Raw genomic sequence first — 21827 nt, 5'->3', positions numbered from 1 at the left:
TGTTCTGGGCGCGCGTTAAAAAGAAACAGCCGCACCATGGACATCGAACGCATCAACGCGATCGGAACCTCCCTCGCCGATCTGACAGCGCGTACCGACGCGCTAAGGGGGTATCTTTGACTACGACCGCAAAGCACTGCGGCTGAACGAGGTCAACGCCGCCCTCGAGAACCCGAACGTCTGGAACGAGCCCAAACGCGCCCAGGAGCTGGGCAAGGAGAAGCGCACGCTGGAGAACGTGGTTCAGACCATCGACCACCTGCAAAGCAACCTCGCCGACAACACCGAGCTGTTCGAGATGAGCAAGGCCGACGACGACCTCGCCGGTCTGGAGGCCATCGAGGCCGATGCCGCCAAGCTGCGCGAGACGGTCGAGCAGCTCGAGTTCCGCCGGATGTTCAACAACCCGGCCGACCCCTTGAACTGCTTTGTCGACATCCAGGCCGGTGCCGGTGGTACCGAGGCGAACGACTGGGCCGGCATGCTCTTGCGCCAATACCTGAAGTACTGCGAACGCAAGGGCTTCAAGGCGACGCTGGAAGACCAGAGCGACGGCGACGTGGCCGGCATCAAGAGCGCCACGATCAAGGTCGAGGGCGAATATGCCTTCGGCCTGCTGCGTACCGAAACCGGCGTGCACCGCCTGGTCCGCAAGAGCCCCTTCGACAGCTCCGGCGGCCGCCACACCAGCTTTGCCTCGCTGTTCGTCTACCCGGAAATCGATGACTCGATCGAGATCGACATCAACCCGGCCGACGTGCGTACCGACACCTTCCGCGCCTCGGGCGCCGGCGGTCAGCACATCAACAAGACCGACTCGGCGGTGCGCCTCACGCACATCCCGACCGGCATCGTCGTGCAATGCCAGGACGGCCGCAGCCAGCACAGCAACCGCGACGTGGCCTGGAAGCGCCTGCGCTCGCGCCTGTACGACCACGAGATGCGCAAGCGCCAGGAAGAGCAGCAAAAGCTCGAGGACACCAAGACCGATGTGGGCTGGGGCCACCAGATCCGCAGCTATGTGCTCGACCAGAGCCGCATCAAGGACCTGCGCACCAACTACGAGACCTCCGCCACCCAGAAGGTGCTGGACGGCGACCTCGACCAGTTCATCTCCGAGAGCCTGAAGCAAGGCGTCTAGGATTCGGCCCACCCCCGTAGCCGCTCACGCGGCTCCCCCTCAAGGGGGCGCACCCAGCGGCCTGGCAAAGCCAGTTCCGCGGGTGCCGCTGGGGAAGGCACGGTTCGCGAAAACACGAGACATCTATAGGAATGGATATGCGCGAAGGCAATGCCCCACTGATCCGCCGCGAAGACTATGTCGCCCCCGCATTTTGGATTCGCACGGTCGACATCAGCTTCGACCTCGACCCGGCCAAGACCCTGGTCATCAGCAAGATGAAGGTCGAGCGCAATACCGCGGTGCCGCACGGCCCGCTGCGCCTGCATGGCGAGGAGCTGCAGCTGCTGCGCGTGCTGATCAATGGCGAAAGCGTCTCCTTCCGCCAGGAGGGCCATGAGCTGGTGATCGAAGCCGCGCCGGACGCCGACTTCACGCTCGAAGTGCGCAACACCTGCGCACCGGAGAAGAACACCGCGCTGTCGGGCCTCTACACCTCGGGCGGCAGCTTCTTCACGCAATGCGAGGCCGAGGGCTTCCGCCGCATCACCTATTTCCTGGACCGCCCGGACGTGATGGCGGTCTACACCGTGACGCTGCGCGCCGACAAGACCAAGTACCCGGTGCTGCTGTCCAACGGCAACCTGGCAGACAGCGGCGAGCTCGACGCGACCCGCCACTTCGCCGTCTGGCACGACCCCTTCCCCAAGCCTTCGTACCTGTTCGCCCTGGTGGCGGGCGACCTGGTGGCGCGCGAGCAGCGCATCACGACCCGCGCCGGCCGCGACCATCTGCTGCAGGTCTTCGTGCGCCGCGGCGACCTGGAGAAGACCGAGCATGCGATGAACTCGCTGGTCGCCTCGATCGTCTGGGACGAAGCGCGCTTCAAGCTGCCGCTGGACCTTGAGCGATTCATGATCGTCGGCGTGTCCGACTTCAACATGGGCGCGATGGAGAACAAGGGCCTCAACATCTTCAACACGAGCGCCCTGCTCGCTTCGCCGGCCACGGCGACCGATGCCGACTTCGCGCGCATCGAGGCCATCGTGGCCCACGAGTATTTCCACAACTGGACCGGCAACCGCGTGACCTGCCGCGACTGGTTCCAGCTCTCCTTGAAGGAAGGCCTGACCGTCTTCCGCGACCAGGAGTTCTCGATGGACATGGCGGCCGCGCCGAGTGCCCGCGCCGTCTGCCGCATCCAGGATGTGCGCCAGCTGCGCGCCATGCAGTTCCCGGAAGACTCGGGCGCCATGGCCCACCCGGTGCGCCCCGATTCCTACGTCGAGATCAACAACTTCTACACCGCCACGGTCTACGACAAGGGCTCGGAAGTGGTGCGCATGTACCAGACCCTGGTCGGCCGCGCCGGCTTCGAGGCGGGCATGAAGCTCTACTTCGAGCGCCATGACGGCCAGGCCGTGACCTGCGACGACTTCGCGCAGGCCATTGCCGACGCCAACCCCGGCTCGGCCCTGGCGACCCGCCTGGAAGCCTTCAAGCGCTGGTACTCGCAAGCCGGCACGCCACACCTGAAGGCGCGCGGCACCTACGACGCCACGGCGCAAACCTACACGCTGACGCTGTCGCAAACCAACCCGCCCAGCCCCGGCCAGGACAGCAAGCTCGCGCAGGTGATCCCGGTCGCCATGGGGCTGCTCTCCCACGAGGGCCAGGTCTTGCCTTTGCAACTGCAGGGCGAAACCGAGCCAGCAGGCACGGACCGCGTGCTGGTGCTGGACCAGTCTGCGCAGTCCTTCGTCTTCGTCAACGTCACCGCCGACCCGGTGCCCTCGCTCTTGCGTGGTTTCTCGGCCCCGGTACTGCTGGACGACGGTCTGACGGACGCCGAGCTGCTGGTGCTGCTCAAGCACGACACCGATGCCTTCAATCGCTGGGAAGCCGGCCAACGCCTGGCGCTGAACCGCATCCTCGCCGCGGTGCGCTCGGGCAAGCCGCTGGTGCTGGATGGCGCCTACATCGAGGCGATGCGCAGCTTGCTGCGCCATCCCCAGCTCGATTCAGCCTTCAAGGAACTGGCGCTCACATTGCCGGGCGAAGCCTATATCGCCGAACAGCTGGAAGTGATCGACCCGCAGGCGATCCACGCTGCCGTCGATGCTGCACAGAACCAGCTGGCCCACGCGCTGCGCGACGACTGGGTTGCGGCCTTCGAGGGCAACCAGGTCAGCGGCGGCTATCAGCCCGACCCGGTGCAAAGCGGCAAGCGCTCGCTGGCCAATCTGGCGCTCGCCATGCTGGTGCTCGATGCCAAGCGCAGTGGCGACACGGTGTGGCCGGGCCGCGCCTACCAGCGCTTCAAGGACGCCGGCAACATGACCGACCGCCTGGGCGCCCTCTCGGCCCTCGTGAATGCCCATGCCGAACTGGCCGAGCCCGCGCTCGCCCGCTTCCATCAGCAGTTCAAGGACGAAGCGCTGGTGGTGGACAAATGGTTCGCGCTGCAAGGCCGCGCCGCCGAGCGTGATGGCAAGACCTTTGCGCGCGTGCGCCAGCTTCTGCAGCACCCTGACTTCAGCTTGAAGAACCCAAACCGCGCGCGCAGCCTGATCTTCTCGCTGTGCATGTTCAACCCGGCTGCCTTCCATCGCACCGACGCCGCCGGCTACGTGTTCTGGGCCGACCAGTTGCTGGCGCTGGATGCGATCAACCCGCAGATCGCTGGCCGCCTGGCCCGCGTGATGGACCGCTGGACCAAGCTGGCCGAGCCTTACCGCAGCGCCGCCCGCGAAGCCATCGTGCGCGTGGCCGCCAAGGCCGAGCTGTCGAGCGATGTGCGCGAGATCATCGAGCGCGCCCTGGCTTCCGACAAGGCCGAACAGAAGGAGCCTGCATGACCCGCCGCGTCAGCCTCACGCAGTACCTGATCGAACAGCAGCGCCAGCACGGCCACATTCCGCAGGAGCTGCGGCTGCTGATCGAGATCGTGGCGCGCGCCTGCAAGCGCATCTCCATCAGCGTCAACAAGGGCGCGCTGGGTGATGTGCTGGGCACGGCCCACAGCGAGAACGTGCAGGGCGAGATCCAGAAGAAGCTGGACATCATCGCCAACGAGGTGCTGATCGAAGCCAATGAATGGGGCGGCCACCTGGCGGCCATGGCCTCGGAAGAGATGGAAGGCATCTATGTGGTGCCGAACCGCTATCCGCAGGGCGAATACCTCTTGCTGTTCGATCCGCTCGACGGCTCGTCCAACATCGACGTGAATGTGTCCATCGGCACCATCTTCTCGGTGCTGCGCAAGGTCACGAACCACCGCGGCGTCGGCGAGGAAGATTTCCTGCAGCCCGGCAAGCAGCAGGTGGCGGCCGGCTATTGCATCTACGGCCCGCAGACCACGCTGGTGCTGACCCTGGGCGACGGCGTCGCCATGTTCACGCTGGACCGCGAGCAAGGCAGCTTCGTGCTGACGCAGGAAGAGGTGAAGATCCCGGAGGACACCAAGGAGTTCGCGATCAACATGTCGAACATGCGCCACTGGGACGAACCGGTCACGCGCTATATCGACGAATGCCTGGCCGGCAGCACCGGCCCGCGCGGCAAAGACTTCAACATGCGCTGGATCGCCGCCATGGTGGCCGACGTGCATCGCATCCTGACCCGCGGTGGCGTGTTCCTCTACCCCTGGGACAAGCGCGAGCCCAGCAAGGCCGGCAAGCTGCGCCTGATGTATGAAGCCAACCCCATGGCCTTCCTGGTCGAGCAGGCCGGCGGCGCGGCCACCAATGCACGAGAGCGCATCCTCGACCTGCAGCCCACGCTGCTGCATGAGCGTGTGGCGGTGGTGCTGGGTTCCAAGAACGAAGTCGAGCGCGTCACCAGCTATCACCTCGAAGCGCTTGCGAAGGGCTGATAATCTCTGCTATAGTCGCGGGCTCGCAGCGGCGCAGAAGTGCTGCTTCGAAAAGCCGGTGTAGCTCAGTCGGTAGAGCAGCTCATTCGTAATGAGAAGGTCGGGTGTTCGATTCATCTCTCCGGCACCACTCTTGAAAGCCAGTTGATCGCAAGGTCAACTGGCTTTTTCCGTAGCTAGCGCGTAACTGCCATCAAATTATCAAGGCGGGACGCCGCCGCTTGCAAGCCTTGTGGCGCGACATGCGCATAGCGTTCGACCATCGACGCCGACTTCCAGCCTCCCAGCATCTGCAGTTCGTGCGTCGGCGTGCCGGCTTCCCGATGCCAGGTCGCGAAGGTGTGGCGCAGGTCATGCCAGCGAAAGTTCTTGATGCCTGCGCGCTCCAGTGCGGCTCGCCAAGCCTTCGTGTTGACCTGGCCGATGGGATTGCCCTCGTAGACGAACACATGGGTCGGATGGTCGCCAGATCGCCGCAGCAAGACCTCCATGGCCGCGCAATTGAGCGGCACCGAATGCGCCTTGCCGTTCTTGTGCTGATCGGCCGGAATCCAGAGGTGCATGCGCTCAAGTGACACCTGACTCCACTGCAAGCGCGTGACGTTGCTCTTGCGCAAGCCAGTCGCAACTGAGAAGACCGCCATGTCTCGCAAGTGCCCTGGCAACTGATCCAGCAGCCGCAAGTACTCCGCCTGCGAAAGCGACCTGATGCGCTCGTTCGTCACTCGCATCATGGAAATCTTCGGCACCCGATCCAGCCATTCCCAGTCGAAGCAAGCTCTACGCAGCACAGCCCGCAACAGCGCCATGTAGCGATTGACGGTCGCCGCAGACACGCCCTTGCCCCTGCGCGCCTTCAGCTCGTCGATCATCGGCCTCGTAATCTCTGACAGCTCTTTCCCCCCTAGGTAGCGGGTGAACCAGGCGAAGATGGCAACGTCCATGGCCAGGGTGCGCTTGTGCGAACTCTCTTGCAGCCATTTCTCGGTTGCGTCTTCCCAGGTGTAGCGAGGCTTGGTGCCGAGCTTGTCCTGCTTCCATCGGTCGGCCAGCAGCTTGTCGTGATAGCGCTGAGCGTCACGCCTGTTCGCGGTGCCGGAGCTGAGCTGCACAGGTTTCAATTCGCCTTCAATGGCCGGCAGCTTGACCCACCAGAACGGCGAGTCCTTGCGCCTGTAGAGACTCATGCTGCCTCCCCGATGCAAACCGAGGGATCCGCAGTGAGGTGATAGCTGTAGGGCGCCACCCGTCCTGGCAGGCCATCGCGCACCAGGCGGTGAACCACCTCGCCGCAGTCGCCTACGTAGACCCGAAGCATCAGGTTGACCAGCTTGCCGCAATGCTGCTTGGCGTTCTCTACTGCGCGCTCGAAGGACACCTGCACCGACTTGGAGACCGTCTTGATCACCGACTGCTCGGCACTGACAAACGCCAGGCAAGGATAGGCCCCAGCCAGGTAGTAGCCAGGCCGAAGAAGAATGTCATAGGGGATGTAGCGGTCTTGTGCCCTCCACTCGACTTCGATCCGAGTCCAGAGACTTGCGCCATCGCCAAGCTGCTTGCCCTTCTCGTAGCACCTCGCGTACTTGCCGCTCTGACGATTGCCGATGCCAAGAGTTCGCCCATGCGTGGATTCGTTGCCATCGAGCCAATCGCCGAGACACTCAGCTCGTGGCTTGCGACCACCAGCATTGAAGCCGCCAGAGTGGTACTGCCCGACAGCCCAGTCAATCGAGACATAGGCGCCATCAAAGTCATCGTGCGCCACGTCGGCACGCTTGATCGTGGCCTTGTTCTGTTCAAGCCACAGTGCCAAGCGCTGCCAGTCCTGCACCCTGGCGCAACCCTGACCCATCAAGCTGAAGTAGACGACGCCCTTCTGGCTTTCACCACCCCAGGCCATCACTCCAGCACCATCACCAAGCCGAGCGGAGCGCTGAAAACCGAACAGCCCACCCCGAGGCTCTATCGGACCCAAGTCCAGGAACTGCGACATCTGCGCGAGCACCCAGGCGTAGGTTTCGCCACGCGGTGGCGTGATCGAGAAGGCAAGGGCGTCGATGAACGCGATAGCAGGAGAAACCGACTCATCGCGCTCGAGCAACCGCGTGGCCCGCAGGCGCCCCATTCCCAAACTGGTGACGGCGACAGGCTCTCCGGTTTCCTGGTCCACACCGGACACCAGCTCTTGCGGGTTTGTGGTCCAGCCTGCCACCTTTCTCCCCGTGGTTACTACACGGGGGGTAGGCGCGGGCGTCTCCGGTGCGGTGTCGGCGCCCCCGCAGCGGAGTCGCCCGCTGCTGTTCTCTTGTGGTGCAAAGTCCATACGAACTCCAAAGCTGAAGGTTTGGGGTTCGCAAATACAGACGACGCGAACCCGAGGCATTGGGATTCGCAACAGGTCGTTTGCAGGATCGGGAGCTTGACGCGCCCTGCCACTAAGGGATCAGGGATCTTGGTCGCCCGTGCGGTGCTGTTATCTCTGGAGCACCAGGCCATCTATTGCTGGGCCGATCCTATTGCGAACCGTTCATTGCTTGCAACAGGTCAGACCTGAGCAATGTCCACTTCGTCGGGATCTGTATCGTCCTGGCGACGGAATGAATACGTCACGCGGCGAATGTCAGCGTTAAAGCTCACAACAACCTTGAAGCTGGGGCCGAGAAAACGCACCAGGTCAGGATCGTCGGCGAGCAGGTCAGCCACACGCATAGCGAAAGGCTGCGGTGTCCGATTGAGAACGTGAGTCGGCTTTGGCTTCATGGTGCACCCCGCTTCGTAGCGCCCAGGTCCCCATGGGGTTGCACCCCATCCCCCAATACCGTCACCAAGAAAAGTGGTCGTTGCATGCGTAGCTCCGTTGTTGCGACAAGGCTTCAAACTGGAGTCACGCGCTAGCCAATGCCTAGAGAGCTTGCTTAGGGCCCGGCTTCGTAATGAGAAGGTCGGGTGTTCGATTCATCTCTCCGGCACCAAAACAGCAAGAAGGGCCTGACGCAAGTCAGGCCCTTTTTCATTGGCTCGCGGCCATGCCCTCAAAGTGCCGCCGGCCTGGCGGCGATGTTCACCACTGGCCGCGCAGGCTCAGGCGCCAGGTGCGCGGCGCTTCGGCCCAGGTGAACAGCGGGCTCTTCTGGGCGAGGATGGTGTTACCGGCATTGTTGACGCCCAGGCTCAAGTCCAGTTGCCGGCTCAGCTTGCGGAACAGCTGGGCACTGATCTGGGTCAGGTCTGGCAGGGGCAATGGCGCCTGGCCGACGACCGGGCTGGCGATGGTCTGGTCCATGACCCGATCGACGCGCAGGCCGGCGCGCCAGGGCCCGCTGGCCCAATCCAGCGCCGCACCCAGGCTGTGACGCGGCCGCTTCTCAAGGCGCTGGCCATTGCCATCCCTGGCATCGAGGTACTGATAGCCGAGTTGCGCCGAGAACCCTCCGCCCAGCTCGCTGCGGCCGCTGAGCTCGGCGCCACGCAGGTGCGCTCGGTCGATGTTCTCGAAGCGATAGGTCTGGCGGCCCGCGACGATGCCGATGAGCTGCGGCACGATCAGGTCGCGCAGCCGGTTGTCGAACACCATCAGCTGCACCGACCGGCCGCCGCGCTCGAAGCCCAGGCCCAGCTCCTGCGCCCGGTTGGTCTCGGGGCGCAGGGCCGGCTGCGACACATAGGTGTAGGGGCCCTCGTCCTCCTGGTAGCCCGGCGTGATCTGCTTGAGGGTCGGTGGCTTGAAGCCGGTCGAGTAGCCACCCTTGAGCGTCCAGCCCTCGGCCGGATGCCAGACCGTATAGAGCCGCGGGCTCAGGTGGCTGCCGAAACGTTCGTGATGGTCATGGCGCAGGCCGGCGGTCAGGGTCAGCGAGCGTGCCAGCTCGATCTCGTCCTGCAGATGCAGCGAGCGATGGCTGGCACTGCTGCTCCCACCGGGCAGGCCGACGTTGTCGAGCCGCTCGCTGCGCAGCTCGGCGCCGGCACTCAGCAGCTGCGCGGCATCCCAGCGCATCGAAGCCTGCGTTTCCAGCACCCGATCAAGCAGGGTGTTCGGGCGCAGCGCCGTGACGCCGTTGCTGCGGCTGTTCTGCATCTCGAAGCGGCTCTGGTAGTAGCGCAAAAGGCTGCGCCATTCGTTCGCCCCGCCCCAATCGGCGCTCCAGCCGAGGCTCGTGTGTTCGCGCCGGATGTCGGTGTCGGACTCATAGACGCGCTTCTTGCCGCTCTTCTCGACGGCGAAGGCCTCGCGGTCCTCGCGGCCGGCGCGGTGCTCGAGGTCGATCAGCTGGTCACGCAGCGGCTCCCACTGCAAACGCAGGCTGGCCTCCTTCTTGTGCCGGCCCTCGATGTCGGAGATGCGGGCATCCAGCGGCGACACCACCGCATCGCGCCGGCTGTCCGACGCACTCAGCGTGCCACGCAGCTGTTCACTCAGCGGGCCGGACAGGCGCACCGCGGCGCGACGCCCGTCGCCACCCCGGTCGCCTGCGGCCTGCGAGCCCTCCAGCAGCGCACTGCCCTCCCATTGGCGCGCCGGTGCCTTGCTGAACAGCTGCACCACGCCACCCAGGGCCTCGGCGCCATAGAGCACCGAGAGCGGCCCGCGCAGCACCTCGATGCGGTCCACGTCGCCCATGTTCAGCCAGTCGATCTGGAAGTCGCTGTGGCCGATGACGCCATCGCTCGCGCCGATGCGCTTGCCGTCCACCAGGATCAGCGTGTGCCGCGCATCCATGCCCCGCAGGCTGAGCGTCTTGCGGCCGCTGATGGTGCGGCCGAAGACGGAAACGCCGGTCTCGCCGCGCACCGCTTCCAGCACGTTGTCGGCGCCGCGTGCGGCGATCTGCTGGGCGCTGACCACGCTGATGGCCGCCGGCGCGTCCACCAGCAGCATGGCGTGGCGCGTGGCCGAGACCACGACCAGAGGCAGTTGTTCAGGCGCGGGTGCGGGCAACTGCACCGGCACCGGCACCGGCACCGGCACCGGCACCGGTTCGGCCTCGGCCCAGGCGCCGCCGCCGGCGGCCAGCGCCAGGCTCAGCAGGCTCGGTGGGAATCCGCGATGCATCTTGTTCTTCACTTGCTTGCTCCATGGCTGTGTGACTGAGATCAAGCATCCCGGAGTCGGGCGCGCGTCGCCTTGATCCAGTTCGTGTTCACCGCAGCACAGCCCGGCCAGCGCGCAAGACCTTGAACCAGTTCAAGGACTTGACCTCGCGCATGGCGGGACCATGCAGCCAGCACCAAGAACAAACCACGAGCAAGGAGTTCGTCATGAAGCGCATCCCCACCACCCGCCGGCTCACCCGCCTGGCATTGCTGCTGGCCGCCCTGCCGCTGGCCGCGCTGGCCCAGGAGAAGAAGGACGTCAGCCCAGGCGACGTCAAGTACCACGCTGCGCCGTCCGCTCTCACCGACGTGCCCATGGTGCAAAGCACCAACCCCAAGGCACCGCCGATGACGCAGGCCGAGTTCGACGCCGCACGCAAGATCTATTTCGAGCGCTGCGCCGGCTGCCATGGCGTGCTGCGCAAGGGCGCCACGGGCAAGCCGCTGACGCCCGACATCACCGTCGGCAAGGGCACCGACTACCTGAAGGTCTTCATCGCCTACGGCTCGCCGGCCGGCATGCCCAACTGGCAGACCTCGGGCGAGATGAGCGAGCAGCAGGTCGACCTGATGGCGCGCTACATCCAGCATGACGCCCCCACGCCACCCGAGTTCGGCATGGCCGACATGAAGGGCACCTGGAAGGTGCTGGTGCCGCCCGAGAAACGCCCGACCAGGAAGATGAACAGCTACAACATCGAGAACATCTTCTCGACCACGCTGCGCGACACCGGTGAGGTGGCCCTGATCGACGGCGACACCAAGCAGATCATCAGCATCGTCAAGACCGGCTATGCGGTGCACATCTCGCGCACCTCGGCCTCGGGCCGCTACCTGTTCGTGATCGGCCGCGATGCCAAGGTCAACATGATCGACCTGTGGATGGAGAAGCCCGACAACGTGGCCGAGATCCGCGTCGGCCTGGAGGCCCGCTCGGTCGAGGCCAGCAAGTACAAGGGCTATGAGGACAAGCTGGTGATCGCCGGCTCCTACTGGCCGCCGCAGTACGTGATCATGAAGGGCGACACGCTGGAGCCGCTGAAGATCGTCTCCACCCGCGGCAACACCGTGGACAAGCAGGAGTACCACCCCGAGCCGCGCGTGGCCTCCATCGTGGCCAGCCACTTCCGGCCCGAGTTCATTGTCAACGTGAAGGAGACCGGCAAGACGCTGATGGTCGACTACACCGACCTGAATGCGCTCAAGACCACCGAGATCGGCACCGCCCGCTTCCTGCACGACGGCGGCTGGGACAGCTCCAAGCGCTATTTCATGGTGGCCGCCAACCAGAGCAACAAGATTGCCGTGGTCGACGCCAAGGAAGACAAGCTGGTGAAGCTGGTGGAAGTGAGCAAGATCCCGCACCCGGGCCGCGGCGCCAACTTCATCCACCCGAAGTTCGGGCCGGTCTGGAGCACGGGCCACCTGGGTGACGAAGCCATCTCGCTGGTCGCCACCGACCCGGTCAAGCACAAGCAGTACGCGTTCAAGGAAGTGGCGCAGATCAAGGGCCAGGGCGGCGGCGCGCTGTTCATCAAGACGCACCCGAAGTCCAAGCACCTGTACTCGGACACGCCGCTGAACCCCGATGCAGCGATCTCGCAGTCGGTGGCCGTGTTCGACATCAACGCGCTCGACAAGGGCTACAAGGTGCTGCCTATCGCCGAGTGGGCGGGCCTGAAGGACGACGGCGCCAAGCGCGTGGTCCAGCCCGAATACAACAAGGCGGGCGACGAAGTCTGGTTCTCGGTCTGGTCGGCCAAGGACAAGCAGAGCGCGATCGTGGTGGTGGACGACAAGACCTTGAAGCTCAAGACCGTGATCAAGGACCCGCGCCTGATCACGCCGACCGGCAAGTTCAATGTCTACAACACCCAACACGACGTGTATTGATCGGAAGGAGACATCGATGAAAGCAATGCTGTTGCTGGTGACCGCCCTCGGCCTGGCCATGCCTGCCGCTGCGGCCACGCCCGAGGAGGCCCTGACCAAGGGGGGCTGCATGGCCTGCCATGCCAAGGACAAGAAGCTGGTCGGGCCGTCCTTCAAGGACATCGCTGCCAAGTACAAGGGCCAGGACCCGGTGGCCGCGCTGAGCCAGAAGGTGCGCTCCGGCGGCAAGGGCGTGTTCGGTCCGATTCCGATGCCGCCCAACGGTGCCGACAAGATCGCCGATGGCGACCTGAAGGACTCGCTCATCTGGATACTCAAGCAGTGACAAGCCTCGGCCGGCGGCGGCTCTGCCAGCTGCTGGCCTGTGCTGCCCTGCCCTTGCAGGCGCAGCCCACGACCGGCCCGCCGAGCCTCGGCGTGGCCGGTTTTCTTTTGCTTGCGCAGCCAGGGCAGTTGAGCCTCAGCGACAGCGAAGGCCGCCTGCTCAAGCGCTGGCCGGTGGCGGACGCTCAGGGCCGCACAGGCTCGGTGCGGGCCCTGCTGTCGCTGCCCTCGCGTCGCAGCGTGGCCGTGCTGCTCGAAGGTCTGGCCGAGCTCTGGGAAATCTCGCTGGACCCGGCCGCCGAGCCGCTCTACCGCGGCCTGGTGCATGACTACCGCATGGGCGAAGGCCTGGCCGAACCGGGCTACCTGGGCCTGCGCCGCACGCCGTTGGCAAGACCATCGAGCCAGTTGCGCCAGCTGGGCCGCGAAGACTGGCTGCTCGGCCAGCAAGGCCCCGACGCCGTGGTCGTGCACCTGAACGTGCGAAGGCCGATTGCCGTACTGCCCGCGGTCGATATCGCGCAGGCGCGGCTGATCGAGCGCGGAGGCCGCCTGGTGCTGGCGCTCGACAGCGCCGAGCCGCCGCGCCTCATGGACATCCGCCGCTGGCAGCCCTTGCCGTGAATGCTCAGGCCGGCGTCGAGGGGTAGCGCTCCAGGCGCCGCACGTCGAGGATGCGGATGTCGCGCCGGTCGACCTCGATCAGGCCCGCCGCTTCGAGCTCATGCAGCACACGCGAGAAGTACTCCGGCGTGAGGCTCAGGCGCGATGCCACCGTGGCCTTGCTGACCGGCAGCGAGACCGTCAGCATGTCACCGCTGACGCAGTCCTGCGGCTGCTGGTCGCGCAGCAGGTAGCCGATCACCCGCTGCATGCCGCTGTGCAGTGCATAGGCCTGGACGTCGTGCACCAGGCCATGCAGGCGGCGCGAAATGCCGGCCAGCATGCGCATGGCAAAACGCGGGTCTTGCTCGATCTCGGCCACCACGGCGGCCTTGCCCACGCTCAGCACCAGGCTGTCGGTGAGCGCCTGCGCATTGATGATGTAAGGCTTGTCGGTGAACATCAGCGCCTCGGCGAAGCTGTGGCCGGGGCCGACCAGCTCGATCACTTTCTCCTGCCCGGCGGGCGAGATCGCGAACAGCTTGATCTGGCCGAGCACCGTGACGTGGAACTCCTCGCAAGGCTCGCCCACGCGAAACACCAGGTCGCCCCGACTCAGCCGGCGCATGCTGCAACCCTGCGCCAGACGCTCCCGCTCGGCGGGGCTCAGGTCGCTGAACAGCGGCAGGACCGACAGGTAGCGCGGCACGTCGAACGCTCGCATGTCCATGGGGTGCTCCTCGGCAAAGACCCCGCATTGTGGTGAGCCCGCCGTCCGCCGCACTTGATGCGGGTCAATGGATATGGATCAAGCCGCCCGTGTCAGCTGCGCATAGACCGCGGCCAGACGCTGCGGCAGTTCGGTCGGGCGCTGCACCTGGCCGTAGCCCTGGCGCCCGAACAGGTGTGGCAGGTAGTCGTGGGCCTGCTCGTCGATGCTGAGGCAGAACGGCAGCAGGCCCGCCTCGCGCGCCTCCTGCACGGCGCGCCGCGTGTCTTCGATGCCCCAGCGGCCCTCGTACACGTCGAGATCGTTGGGCTTGCCGTCGGTCAGTATCAAGAGCAGGCGCTGCCGCTCGGGCCGCTCGGCCAGGCGCAGCGTGGCAGCGCGGATGGCCGCGCCCATGCGCGTGTAGTAGCCCGGCTTGACCGCGCCGACCCGGGCCTGGCTGCGTGCATCCCAGGCCTCGTCGAAGCCCTTCAGGTGCTGCAGGCGCACGTTCTTGCGCCGCACCGAGGAGAAGCCCAGCATCTCGAAGGCATCGCCGCAGCCGTCCAGCGCCTCGCCGAACACGTAGAGCGCCTCGCGGATCACATCGATCACGCGGGCATCGTTGTTGACATGCGCGTCGGTGGAGAGCGAGAGGTCGGCCAGCAGCAAGGTGGCCAGGCTGCGTTCACCGCGCTGGCGGCGCGCGAACACCGGCGGGTCGCCCGCGGTCTCGCTGTGGGCCGCCGTCGCATGGCGCACCCAGGCATCGAGGTCGATGCTCTCACCATCGGCGCAGCCGCGCTGCCAGCGTGGCGCGGCACGCAGCAGTTCGAGCTGGCGGCGCGTGCGGCGCGCCGTGGCGCGCAGGGCCGCACCCGGGCGATACGCTGCGGTGCCAGGTCTTGCCACCAGGGTCTGCACCGCGCAATGGTCCGGCAGCAGGCAGCGGCGCTTCCAGTCCCACTCGGGCAGGCCGAAGGCGGCGCCAAGCGGCTGGTCGTCGACGCTGGCGCTGGGCAGGTCGAGGTCGAACTTGATGCGCGAGGCGCTGGCGCGGCCATCGCGGCTGAGGGTCAGCGCCTCCATGTCGTCAGCGGCGGCCAGGGCATTGCCGTCGTCCTCGTCATCCTCGCCCCGGTCCAGCGAGACATGCTCGCTCCAGCTCAGGATGGACTCGACCTTGCTGGCCAGCAGCAGCGGCGCGCGCTCCTGACCGCTCTTTTGCGCGTCGCGGGTGCGGCGCCGGGCGGCGCTTGCAGGGGCACGGGTGCCGCCCGCGGCTCGCTCGCCTTCGGCACGCGACGCGCCGGGCGCGCGCGCCGGCAGCGATTCCAGCCAGACCCACACCGGAGCAACCGCATCGCAGCGCGGTGCGCCGCTGCCGGGCGGCTCGCCCCTCAGGGCCGCCTGCACGGTCGCCTCGTCGAGCGCTGCGGCGCCGTGCAGGCCGCGCGGCCGCAGGGCCAGCTGCGCCGCCAGCAGGCGCTGCCAGCGTGGCAGCAGGCCCGGGCATTGCGCCAGCAGGCGCTGCGTGGCCGCCTGGTTGTCAGCCAGCCAGCCCTGGGCCGGCTCGAACACGGCCGCCAGCGCAGCCAGCCAGAGATAGAGGTCGCGGTTCAGCGCGCGCTCGTCGAACACGGCGATGCGCGGCGGCAGGGCCAGGGTCTCGGGGTCCAGCTGCGCGCGCTGCACGCGCTGCCCTGCGCCGGCCAGGCGCTGCAGCCAGTCGCGCGGCCCGCCGCTGCGCGAGGCCGAGGCCGGCACCAGGCGCACGCCGGGCGGCCCGCCGGCCGCGCGGAACAGCAGGCCGGCGGCCCGCTCGACCTCGGCCAGCTCTACCGCTTCGGCTGCATGGCTGCGGTCGGCCACGCGGGTGATGAATCGGTGCCAGCGCTCGCCCACCCACTCTTCCATGTGTCAGTCCTTGTGCGCCTTCTGGCGCAGCGTCTCGCGGACCGCGTCCAGGCCCACGGTCCATTGCAGATTGGGGGTATTGCCGGCGTGCGTGCTCTCGCATTCGGTCAGGCACTGGCCGCATTGCACGCAGGAAAACATCATCCGCTTGATATTGCGCGGATGCAGGCGCATCGGGCAGGCCGTGTCGCAGGCGCTGCCTCCGGGCGCCTGCGCGGTGCTGCAGTCGCGGCACTCGCGCGCACGGCGCCGGTCGAAGGCCACGACCAGGGCCCGCGGGTTGGCCATCCAGGCCAGGCTCTGGAACAGGCCCACCGCGCAGCCGAAGCGGCAGAACAGGTGGCGCGCCAGCAGCAGTTCCAGCGTGAAGGCGCCGCCGGCAATGAAGATGAAGCGCGCCTCGCCCGCGCTCAGGTTGGCGCTCAGCAGGTGCGACCACACGCGCGCCGGCGGCAGCAGGTAGGTCAGCAGCGTGATGGACCAGAGAAGGCCGAAGAACAGGCAGCTCAGGAGGAACAGCGGCCACCAGCGGCGCTGCGGGGCCTGGCCGGCACGCAGGCTGGTCTGGCGGTCCCACAGGCTGAAGCGGCCACTGGCCCGGTGCAGCATTCCGTTCAGGCCTTCGACCAGAGAGAAATGCGGGCACAGCCAGCCGCAATAGACGCGGCCATAGCGCCAGGCCACGGCCAGGAAGGCGGCCACGAACAGGAGCGCAGGCAGGATGCCGCGCAGGATCAGCGAAAGCGCCGCCTCGGTGGGGCTGACCTGGTGCTGCTGCAGCGCGGTGATGCCCAGGCTCCAGCGCATGCCCAGCACCCACAGCTGGGTTTCGCTGAGATCGAAGCGGAACAGGTTCAGCGCCGGCGCCAGCAGGAACAGCGCGAAAAAGCCGAGTTGGGTGGCGCGGCGCAGTTGCTGCAGCCGCGCCATCGGGAGCGGGGTCATCTCAAGGGCCCAGCACGGCGGCCAGCACCTCGTGCAGGGCCGCCACGGTCTCCGGGTCGTCGGTCAGGGCGTCGACGATGGCCGCCTCGGCGGCCCGCTGCAGCGGCATGCCGGCCACGGCCAGGCGCGCGGCCATCACCAGCAACCGGGTGCTGGCGATTTCCTCCAGGTCCTGTTCGGTGAGCCGGCGCAGCGCCTCGGCCAGGTGCACCAGGCGCGCCGCGGTCTCGGCCGTGCAGCCGCTTTCGGCGGCAACGATGCCGCGCTCGACCTCGGGCGCCGGGTACGCGAGGCCGAGCGCCACGAAGCGCTGGCGCGTGCTCGGCTTCAGGCCCTTGAGCAGGTTCTGGTAGCCCGGGTTGTAGCTGATCACCAGCATGAAGCCCGGTGCGGCCGGGATCAGCTCGCCGGTGCGCTCCAGCGGCAGCATGCGCCGGTCGTCGGCGAGCGGATGCAAAACCACGGTCGTGTCCTTGCGCGCCTCGACCACCTCGTCGAGGTAGCAGATCGCGCCTTCGCGCACCGCGCGGGTCAGCGGGCCGTCGCACCAGCGGGTGTCGCCGCCGCTGATCAGGTGGCGGCCCACCAGGTCGGCGGCGCTCAGGTCGTCATGACAGCTGACCGTGATCAGCGGCCGGCCGAGGCGGGCCGCCATGTGCTCCACCAGGCGCGTCTTGCCGCAACCGGTCGGGCCCTTGATCAGCAGCGGCAGCCGGGCCGCGTGGGCCTGGGCAAACAGCGCGCATTCGTCCGCCTGCTCGGCATAGAAGGGGGTGGCGGCCAGGCTGCGGGCGCTCTGCATTTCCATCGCTGCGCTCCTCAGGCCGCCTGCAGGCTGCCGGCCGGCAGTTCGTCTTCATCGGCGCCCGCGCCGATGAAGAAGCTGGCCAGGTAGGTCAGCAGGCCGGCCAGGAACATCACGCCACCGGCGATGCGCACCCAGTAGAAGAAGCGCAGCTGGTCCTGGGTGGCCATGAAGCTCATCGCCCCCTCGCTGGGCATGCGCTGCAGCCAGACCTGGAGGATGCCGGCGCCGGTCAGGGCCAGCACCATCACGCCCATGCCGATGGTCATGATCCAGAAGCTCCACATCTCGAAGCCCTGGGCCCGGCGTGAGTTGGCCTCGCGGCCGCGCAGGATGGGCATGGCATAGCTGATCATGGCGATCACCACCAGCACATAGGCGCCGTAAAAGGCCAGGTGACCATGCGCCGCCGTGACCTGCGTGCCGTGCGTGTAGTAGTTGACCGGGCTCAGCGTGTGGATGAAGCCCCACAGACCGGCACCCAGGAAGCCCATCACCGCGCAACCCACGGCCCACAGCACGGCCGCCTGGTTGGGATGCTCGCGCTTGCGCCGCTGCACCATGTTGAATGCAAACAGCGTCATCATGAAGAAGGGCACGGGCTCCAGCGCGCTGAACACGCTGCCCACCCACTGCCAGTAGCCCGGCAGGCCGATGAAGAAGAAGTGGTGGCCGGTGCCGAGAATGCCGGTCACGAGGGCCATGGTGATGATCAGGTACAGCCACTTGTCGATCACCTCGCGGTCCACGCCGGTGGTCTTGATCAGCACGAAGGCCAGCAGGCCGCCGAGGATCAGCTCCCAGGTGCCTTCCACCCAGAGGTGGACCACGAACCACCAGTACATCTTGTCGCGCACCAGGTTGCTCGGGTTGACGAAGCTGAACAGGAACATCAGCGCCAGCCCCCACAGGCCCATCAGCAGCACCAGGGTGATGGCGGTCTTGCGGCCCTTCAGCACGGTCATGCTGATGTTGAACAGGAAGGCCAGGGCCACGACCACGATGCCGAGCTTGGTGGGCAGCGGCTGCTCCAGGAACTCGCGGCCCATGGTCGCCAGCAGGTCATTGCCGGTGGCCGATGCCAGCGTGGCATAGGGCACCAGCAGATAGCCGAGGATGGTGGCGGCACCGGCTGCGAGGAAGATCCAGAACAGCGCCACCGCCAGCTTGGGGCTCCACAGCTCGGTCTCGGCCTCTTCGGGCACCAGGTAGTAGGCCGAGCCCATGAAGCCCATCAGCAGCCAGACGATCAGCAGGTTCGTGTGAACCATGCGGGCGATGTTGAAGGGCACAAATGGGAAGGCGAGATCGCCGATCAGGTACTGCAGGCCGAGCAGCACGCCGAACACGATCTGGCCCACGAAGAGCGCCAGCGCGCCGGTGAAGTACAGCCGGGCGACCGACTGCGACTTGAACTTGAGTGTTGCGGGTTTCATCTGGTTCAGCCCTCGATGTTGGGAGGCCACTGCTCGGTGTCGACGCCATTGGTCCACTTGAGGAACTGGACCAGGTCTTCGAGCTGCTGCTCATTGAGGTGGAACTGCGGCATCTGGCGCCGACCCGGCGCACCGGTGGGCTGGGCCTGCATCCAGGCCTTGATGAAGTCGGGGCCGCGACGCTTGTAGACATTGCCCAGCTCGGGCGCAAAGTAGGCGCCCTCGCCCAGCAGCGTGTGGCAGCCGATGCAGTTGCGGGTTTCCCAGATGTGCTTGCCGCGCACCACGGCCGGCGTGATCTCGGCCGCCTTGCTGCGTTCAGGAATCTTTCTCTCGGTATCCAGGATCAGCACCGCGAACAGCAGCACGAAGAACAGTGAGCCTCCGTAGAAGATGTTGCGTGCCATCTGGCTGGTGAAGCCACGGGCCATGACAGTCCTTTCGAGCAGACTTGTTTCAGATGGCAGCAGCGTAGGAATTCGGCCGCGGGATTTCCTTGAACCTGGATAAGAAAGTCAGATTTAGAGCGTGCCCTGGTCCGGCTGGCCTGATCCAAGGCCACGCTGCCTGCGTATCAGATGGACGACGCCCGCTGACATTTCGCCCGCCGGCATCCCGCCCGCCGACGGCCTACCCGGAGAGACCTGCATGCAAACCGCCATCACCCTGATCGAGAACGGCCGCCTGCCCGACGGCATCACACGGCTGGGCATCCGGCAACTGCTGAAAGAGCGGCTGGCCGAGGTGGCCAGCGGCGATGCCGTCGCCGTGGCGGAGCAGACCCAGGCCTTCCTGCAGCGCATGCGCGAAAGCCCGCTGGCCCTGCTGCCCGAGAAGGCGAACGAACAGCATTACGAGCTGCCGGCTGCGTTCTTCGCGGCGGTGCTGGGTCCGCATCGCAAGTACAGCAGCGGCTGGTGGCCCTCGGGCGTGGACACGCTGGAAGCCTCGGAGGTCGCCGCCCTGGCCGAAACCTGCAAGCGGGCCGGCCTGATCGACGGCCAGGACGTGCTGGAGCTGGGCTGCGGCTGGGGTTCGCTGACGCTGTGGATGGCCGAGCGCTACCCGAACAGCCGCATCACCGCCCTGTCCAACTCCCATTCGCAGCGCGAGTTCATCGAGGCGCAGCTGCGCGAGCGAAAGCTCACCAACGTGCGCGTGATCACGCAGGATTTCAACGCCTTCGCGACCGAAGCCCAGTTCGACCGCATCGTCTCCATCGAGATGTTCGAGCACCTGCGCAACTGGCCGCGCGCCTTTGCCCAGATCGCGACCTGGCTGCGGCCCGAGGGGCGCTTCTTCATGCATGTGTTCGCCCATCGCGAGGCGCCCTACCCCTTCGTCGAGAAGGATGCCAGCGACTGGATGAGCCGCTACTTCTTCTCCGGCGGCATGATGCCCAGCGACGACCTGGCCCTGCAATGCCAGGATGACCTGCACCTCGTGCAGCGCTGGCGCTGGGATGGCACGCACTACCAGCGCACCGCCGAGGCCTGGCTCAAGCGCATGGACGCGCAGCGCAGCACGCTGATGCCGCTGTTCGACGAGGTCTATGGCGCCGAAGCCAAGCTGTGGTGGAACCGCTGGCGCCTGTTCTTCCTGGCCGTGGCCGAGCTGTTCGGCTATCGCCAGGGCCAGCAATGGTGGGTCAGCCATTACCTGTTCGAGAAGAACAAGTCCAGTCAGGCATGAGCATCACTCAAGCCCTGCAAGTCCTGCTGCCCGGCTTCGTGCTGGCCCTGCTCGCCTGGGGCGCCAGCGTCAGGCAGCGGGACGCGAGCCTCGTGGACCGCTTCTGGTCCTGGCTGGTGATGGCGCCGGTGCTGGCCCTGGCGTTCGGTGGACCCGCGCTCGATGCCCGTGGCCTGATCATCCTGGCGCTCGGCCTGCTGTGGGCCGCCCGGCTGAGCCTCTTCATCAGCTGGCGCAACTGGGGCCATGGCGAGGACCGGCGCTACGCGGCGATACGCCAGCGCAACGACCCCGGCTTTGCGCTGAAGAGCCTGTACCTGGTGTTCGGCCTGCAGGCGGTGCTGGGCTGCATCGTGGCCCTGCCCCTGCTGGCCGGCCTGCACGACGCACGACCGCTCTCCTGGCTCGATGGCATCGGCGCTGTGCTCGCCTTGGCGGGCATCACCTGCGAGGCCCTGGCCGACGCCCAACTGGCCCGCTTCCGCGCCGACTCGAGCAACCGGGGCCGCGTGATGGACCAGGGCCTGTGGCGCTACTCGCGCCATCCCAACTACTTCGGCGAAGCCTGCGTGTGGTGGGGCCTGTGGCTGTTGGTGCCCACGTGGTGGACGCTGGTCTCACCGCTGCTGATGAGCTTTCTGCTCCTGCGCGTCTCCGGCGTGGCCCTCCTGGAGCAGGACATTGCCGAGCGCCGTCCCGAGTACGCGCGCTACCTGGCCACGACCAATGCCTTCTTCCCGGGTCCGCCGAGAAAGCTGCCGCGATGAGCACCATGAAACCCGCATTGATCCTGCTGGCTGCCCTGCTCGGCACCGCCGCACAGGCGCAGGAGCAGGTCTGGGACTTCGAGGTGCGGCTCGATGGAAAGCCCATAGGCAATCACCGCTTCACGCTCAAGCAGCAGGGTGAGGAGCAGGTGCTCAGCACCCGCGCGGCCTTCGAGGTTCGCTTCCTGGGCCTCGTTGTCTACCGCTACCAGCACGAGGCCACCGAGCGCTGGCGCGGCGACTGCCTGAGCCGCATGGATGCCAGCACGCAGGATGATGGCAAGCCGAGCCGCGTGCAGGCTCGCAGCGAGGCCGAGGGCCTGCGCGTCGAGGTCCAGGGCAAGCCGCCTGCACCAGCCCTCAGTGGCTGCGTGATGAGTTTCGCCTACTGGAACCCCGCCCTGCGCACGCTGGCGCCGACGCGCCTGCTCAACTCGCAGAACGGCCGCCTCGAAACCGTGCAGCTCGCGCGCCTGCCGGATGCAGCGGTCGAGGTGCGCGGCAAGGAGCAGTCGGCCCAGCGCTGGCGCCTGAGCGGCGTCGACGCTCCGATCGAACTTTCGTACTCACCCACCGGCGACTGGCTGGCCCTGGACTCCCAGGTGCGCGGCGGTCGCATGCTTCAATACCGATTGCGCTGACATC

19 protein-coding genes and 1 tRNA gene are annotated in these 21827 nt (G+C 66.7%); 10 read left to right on the top strand and 10 right to left on the bottom strand.

The genetic code is table 11. The features are described 5' to 3' along the window. Window positions 1–36 precede the first annotated feature (36 nt). The 4 genes from prfB to ABT392_RS04215 all read left to right on the top strand — a co-directional run bounded on the left by prfB (window position 37) and on the right by ABT392_RS04215 (window position 5124). Window positions 37–1141 (top strand): peptide chain release factor 2 gene (gene prfB / locus ABT392_RS04230; RefSeq protein WP_334278864.1). Its coding sequence is split into 2 segments (ribosomal slippage): window positions 37–117 and window positions 119–1141, totalling 1104 coding nucleotides; the frame shifts between segments, so codons are not numbered across the junction. 137 nt (window positions 1142–1278) lie between these two features. Beyond that, entirely contained in the window at window positions 1279–3978 is a 2700-nt protein-coding gene (pepN, locus tag ABT392_RS04225) for an aminopeptidase N (protein ID WP_395386860.1), read from the top strand. Continuing rightward, window positions 3975–4994 (top strand): class 1 fructose-bisphosphatase, encoded by a 1020-nt coding sequence (locus ABT392_RS04220; protein ID WP_395386511.1) that lies wholly within the window; start codon window positions 3975–3977, stop codon window positions 4992–4994. The genes pepN and ABT392_RS04220 overlap by 4 nt, the downstream gene beginning before the upstream one ends. 54 nt (window positions 4995–5048) lie before the next feature. Continuing rightward, window positions 5049–5124 (top strand) — tRNA-Thr (locus tag ABT392_RS04215). Window positions 5125–5170: 46 nt separating this feature from the next. On the opposite strand, the gene ABT392_RS04210 is transcribed toward ABT392_RS04215, so the two are convergent. The 4 genes from ABT392_RS04210 to ABT392_RS04195 form a co-directional block, all read right to left on the bottom strand. Beyond that, the gene (locus tag ABT392_RS04210; protein ID WP_395386512.1) at window positions 5171–6181 is read right to left on the bottom strand and encodes a tyrosine-type recombinase/integrase; all 1011 of its coding nucleotides are present in this window, start codon (window positions 6179–6181) and stop codon (window positions 5171–5173) included. Next, window positions 6178–7209 carry a replication initiation factor domain-containing protein gene (locus ABT392_RS04205; RefSeq protein WP_395386513.1) on the bottom strand — a complete coding sequence of 344 codons (1032 nt, stop codon included), beginning with the start codon at window positions 7207–7209 and terminating at the stop codon, window positions 6178–6180. Before ABT392_RS04205 ends, ABT392_RS04210 begins: the two co-directional genes overlap by 4 nt. A 332-nt stretch (window positions 7210–7541) precedes the next feature. Then, entirely contained in the window at window positions 7542–7757 is a 216-nt protein-coding gene (locus ABT392_RS04200) for a hypothetical protein (protein ID WP_395386514.1), read from the bottom strand. A gap of 301 nt (window positions 7758–8058) precedes the next feature. After that, on the bottom strand, window positions 8059–10062 hold the full coding sequence (locus tag ABT392_RS04195; protein ID WP_464970913.1) for a TonB-dependent receptor plug domain-containing protein: 2004 nt from the start codon (window positions 10060–10062) through the stop codon (window positions 8059–8061). A gap of 194 nt (window positions 10063–10256) precedes the next feature. Between ABT392_RS04195 and ABT392_RS04190 the strand changes: the two genes are divergently transcribed. The 3 genes from ABT392_RS04190 to ABT392_RS04180 are packed head-to-tail and all read left to right on the top strand — an operon-like array spanning window position 10257 to window position 12932. Then, window positions 10257–11984 (top strand): cytochrome D1 domain-containing protein, encoded by a 1728-nt coding sequence (locus ABT392_RS04190; RefSeq protein WP_334278861.1) that lies wholly within the window; start codon window positions 10257–10259, stop codon window positions 11982–11984. 16 nt (window positions 11985–12000) lie between these two features. Continuing rightward, entirely contained in the window at window positions 12001–12309 is a 309-nt protein-coding gene (locus ABT392_RS04185; RefSeq protein ID WP_334278860.1) for a c-type cytochrome, read from the top strand. After that, on the top strand, window positions 12306–12932 hold the full coding sequence (locus tag ABT392_RS04180; protein ID WP_395386516.1) for a hypothetical protein: 627 nt from the start codon (window positions 12306–12308) through the stop codon (window positions 12930–12932). Before ABT392_RS04185 ends, ABT392_RS04180 begins: the two co-directional genes overlap by 4 nt. A gap of 4 nt (window positions 12933–12936) precedes the next feature. Here ABT392_RS04180 and ABT392_RS04175 read toward each other — a convergent pair whose 3' ends face one another. The 6 genes from ABT392_RS04175 to ABT392_RS04150 form a co-directional block, all read right to left on the bottom strand. Further along, window positions 12937–13641 carry a Crp/Fnr family transcriptional regulator gene (locus ABT392_RS04175; protein ID WP_334278858.1) on the bottom strand — a complete coding sequence of 235 codons (705 nt, stop codon included), beginning with the start codon at window positions 13639–13641 and terminating at the stop codon, window positions 12937–12939. A 78-nt stretch (window positions 13642–13719) separates the two neighbouring features. Beyond that, window positions 13720–15537, bottom strand: coding sequence for a nitric oxide reductase activation protein NorD (locus ABT392_RS04170; RefSeq protein WP_395386517.1), 1818 nt, complete (start codon window positions 15535–15537; stop codon window positions 13720–13722). Window positions 15538–15540: 3 nt separating this feature from the next. After that, a complete protein-coding gene (locus ABT392_RS04165; protein WP_395386518.1) occupies window positions 15541–16482 on the bottom strand; it encodes a 4Fe-4S binding protein in 942 nt (313 codons plus the stop codon). 1 nt (window position 16483) lies between these two features. After that, the gene (locus ABT392_RS04160) at window positions 16484–17290 is read right to left on the bottom strand and encodes a CbbQ/NirQ/NorQ/GpvN family protein (protein WP_395386519.1); all 807 of its coding nucleotides are present in this window, start codon (window positions 17288–17290) and stop codon (window positions 16484–16486) included. 11 nt (window positions 17291–17301) lie between these two features. After that, window positions 17302–18723 carry a cbb3-type cytochrome c oxidase subunit I gene (locus ABT392_RS04155; protein ID WP_334278854.1) on the bottom strand — a complete coding sequence of 474 codons (1422 nt, stop codon included), beginning with the start codon at window positions 18721–18723 and terminating at the stop codon, window positions 17302–17304. Between the two features lie 5 nt (window positions 18724–18728). Continuing rightward, complete coding sequence (locus ABT392_RS04150) at window positions 18729–19154, bottom strand: c-type cytochrome (RefSeq protein WP_334278853.1); 426 nt, start codon at window positions 19152–19154, stop codon at window positions 18729–18731. 217 nt (window positions 19155–19371) lie between these two features. Between ABT392_RS04150 and ABT392_RS04145 the strand changes: the two genes are divergently transcribed. From ABT392_RS04145 to ABT392_RS04135, 3 genes are read left to right on the top strand one after another with little or no spacing between them, the layout of a single operon-like run. Continuing rightward, window positions 19372–20415 (top strand): SAM-dependent methyltransferase, encoded by a 1044-nt coding sequence (locus ABT392_RS04145; protein ID WP_334278852.1) that lies wholly within the window; start codon window positions 19372–19374, stop codon window positions 20413–20415. Continuing rightward, complete coding sequence (locus ABT392_RS04140) at window positions 20412–21182, top strand: DUF1295 domain-containing protein (RefSeq protein ID WP_395386520.1); 771 nt, start codon at window positions 20412–20414, stop codon at window positions 21180–21182. Before ABT392_RS04145 ends, ABT392_RS04140 begins: the two co-directional genes overlap by 4 nt. Beyond that, the gene (locus tag ABT392_RS04135; RefSeq protein WP_334278850.1) at window positions 21179–21823 is read left to right on the top strand and encodes a DUF6134 family protein; all 645 of its coding nucleotides are present in this window, start codon (window positions 21179–21181) and stop codon (window positions 21821–21823) included. The genes ABT392_RS04140 and ABT392_RS04135 overlap by 4 nt, the downstream gene beginning before the upstream one ends. Window positions 21824–21827: the final 4 nt, after the last annotated feature.

This window comes from Paucibacter sp. JuS9, assembly GCF_044043925.2.
Classification (GTDB): Bacteria; Pseudomonadota; Gammaproteobacteria; order Burkholderiales; family Burkholderiaceae_C; genus JAUASW01.
Note: the sequence above shows the minus strand (reverse complement) of the source record. Positions and strands in the feature narration are given on the sequence as shown.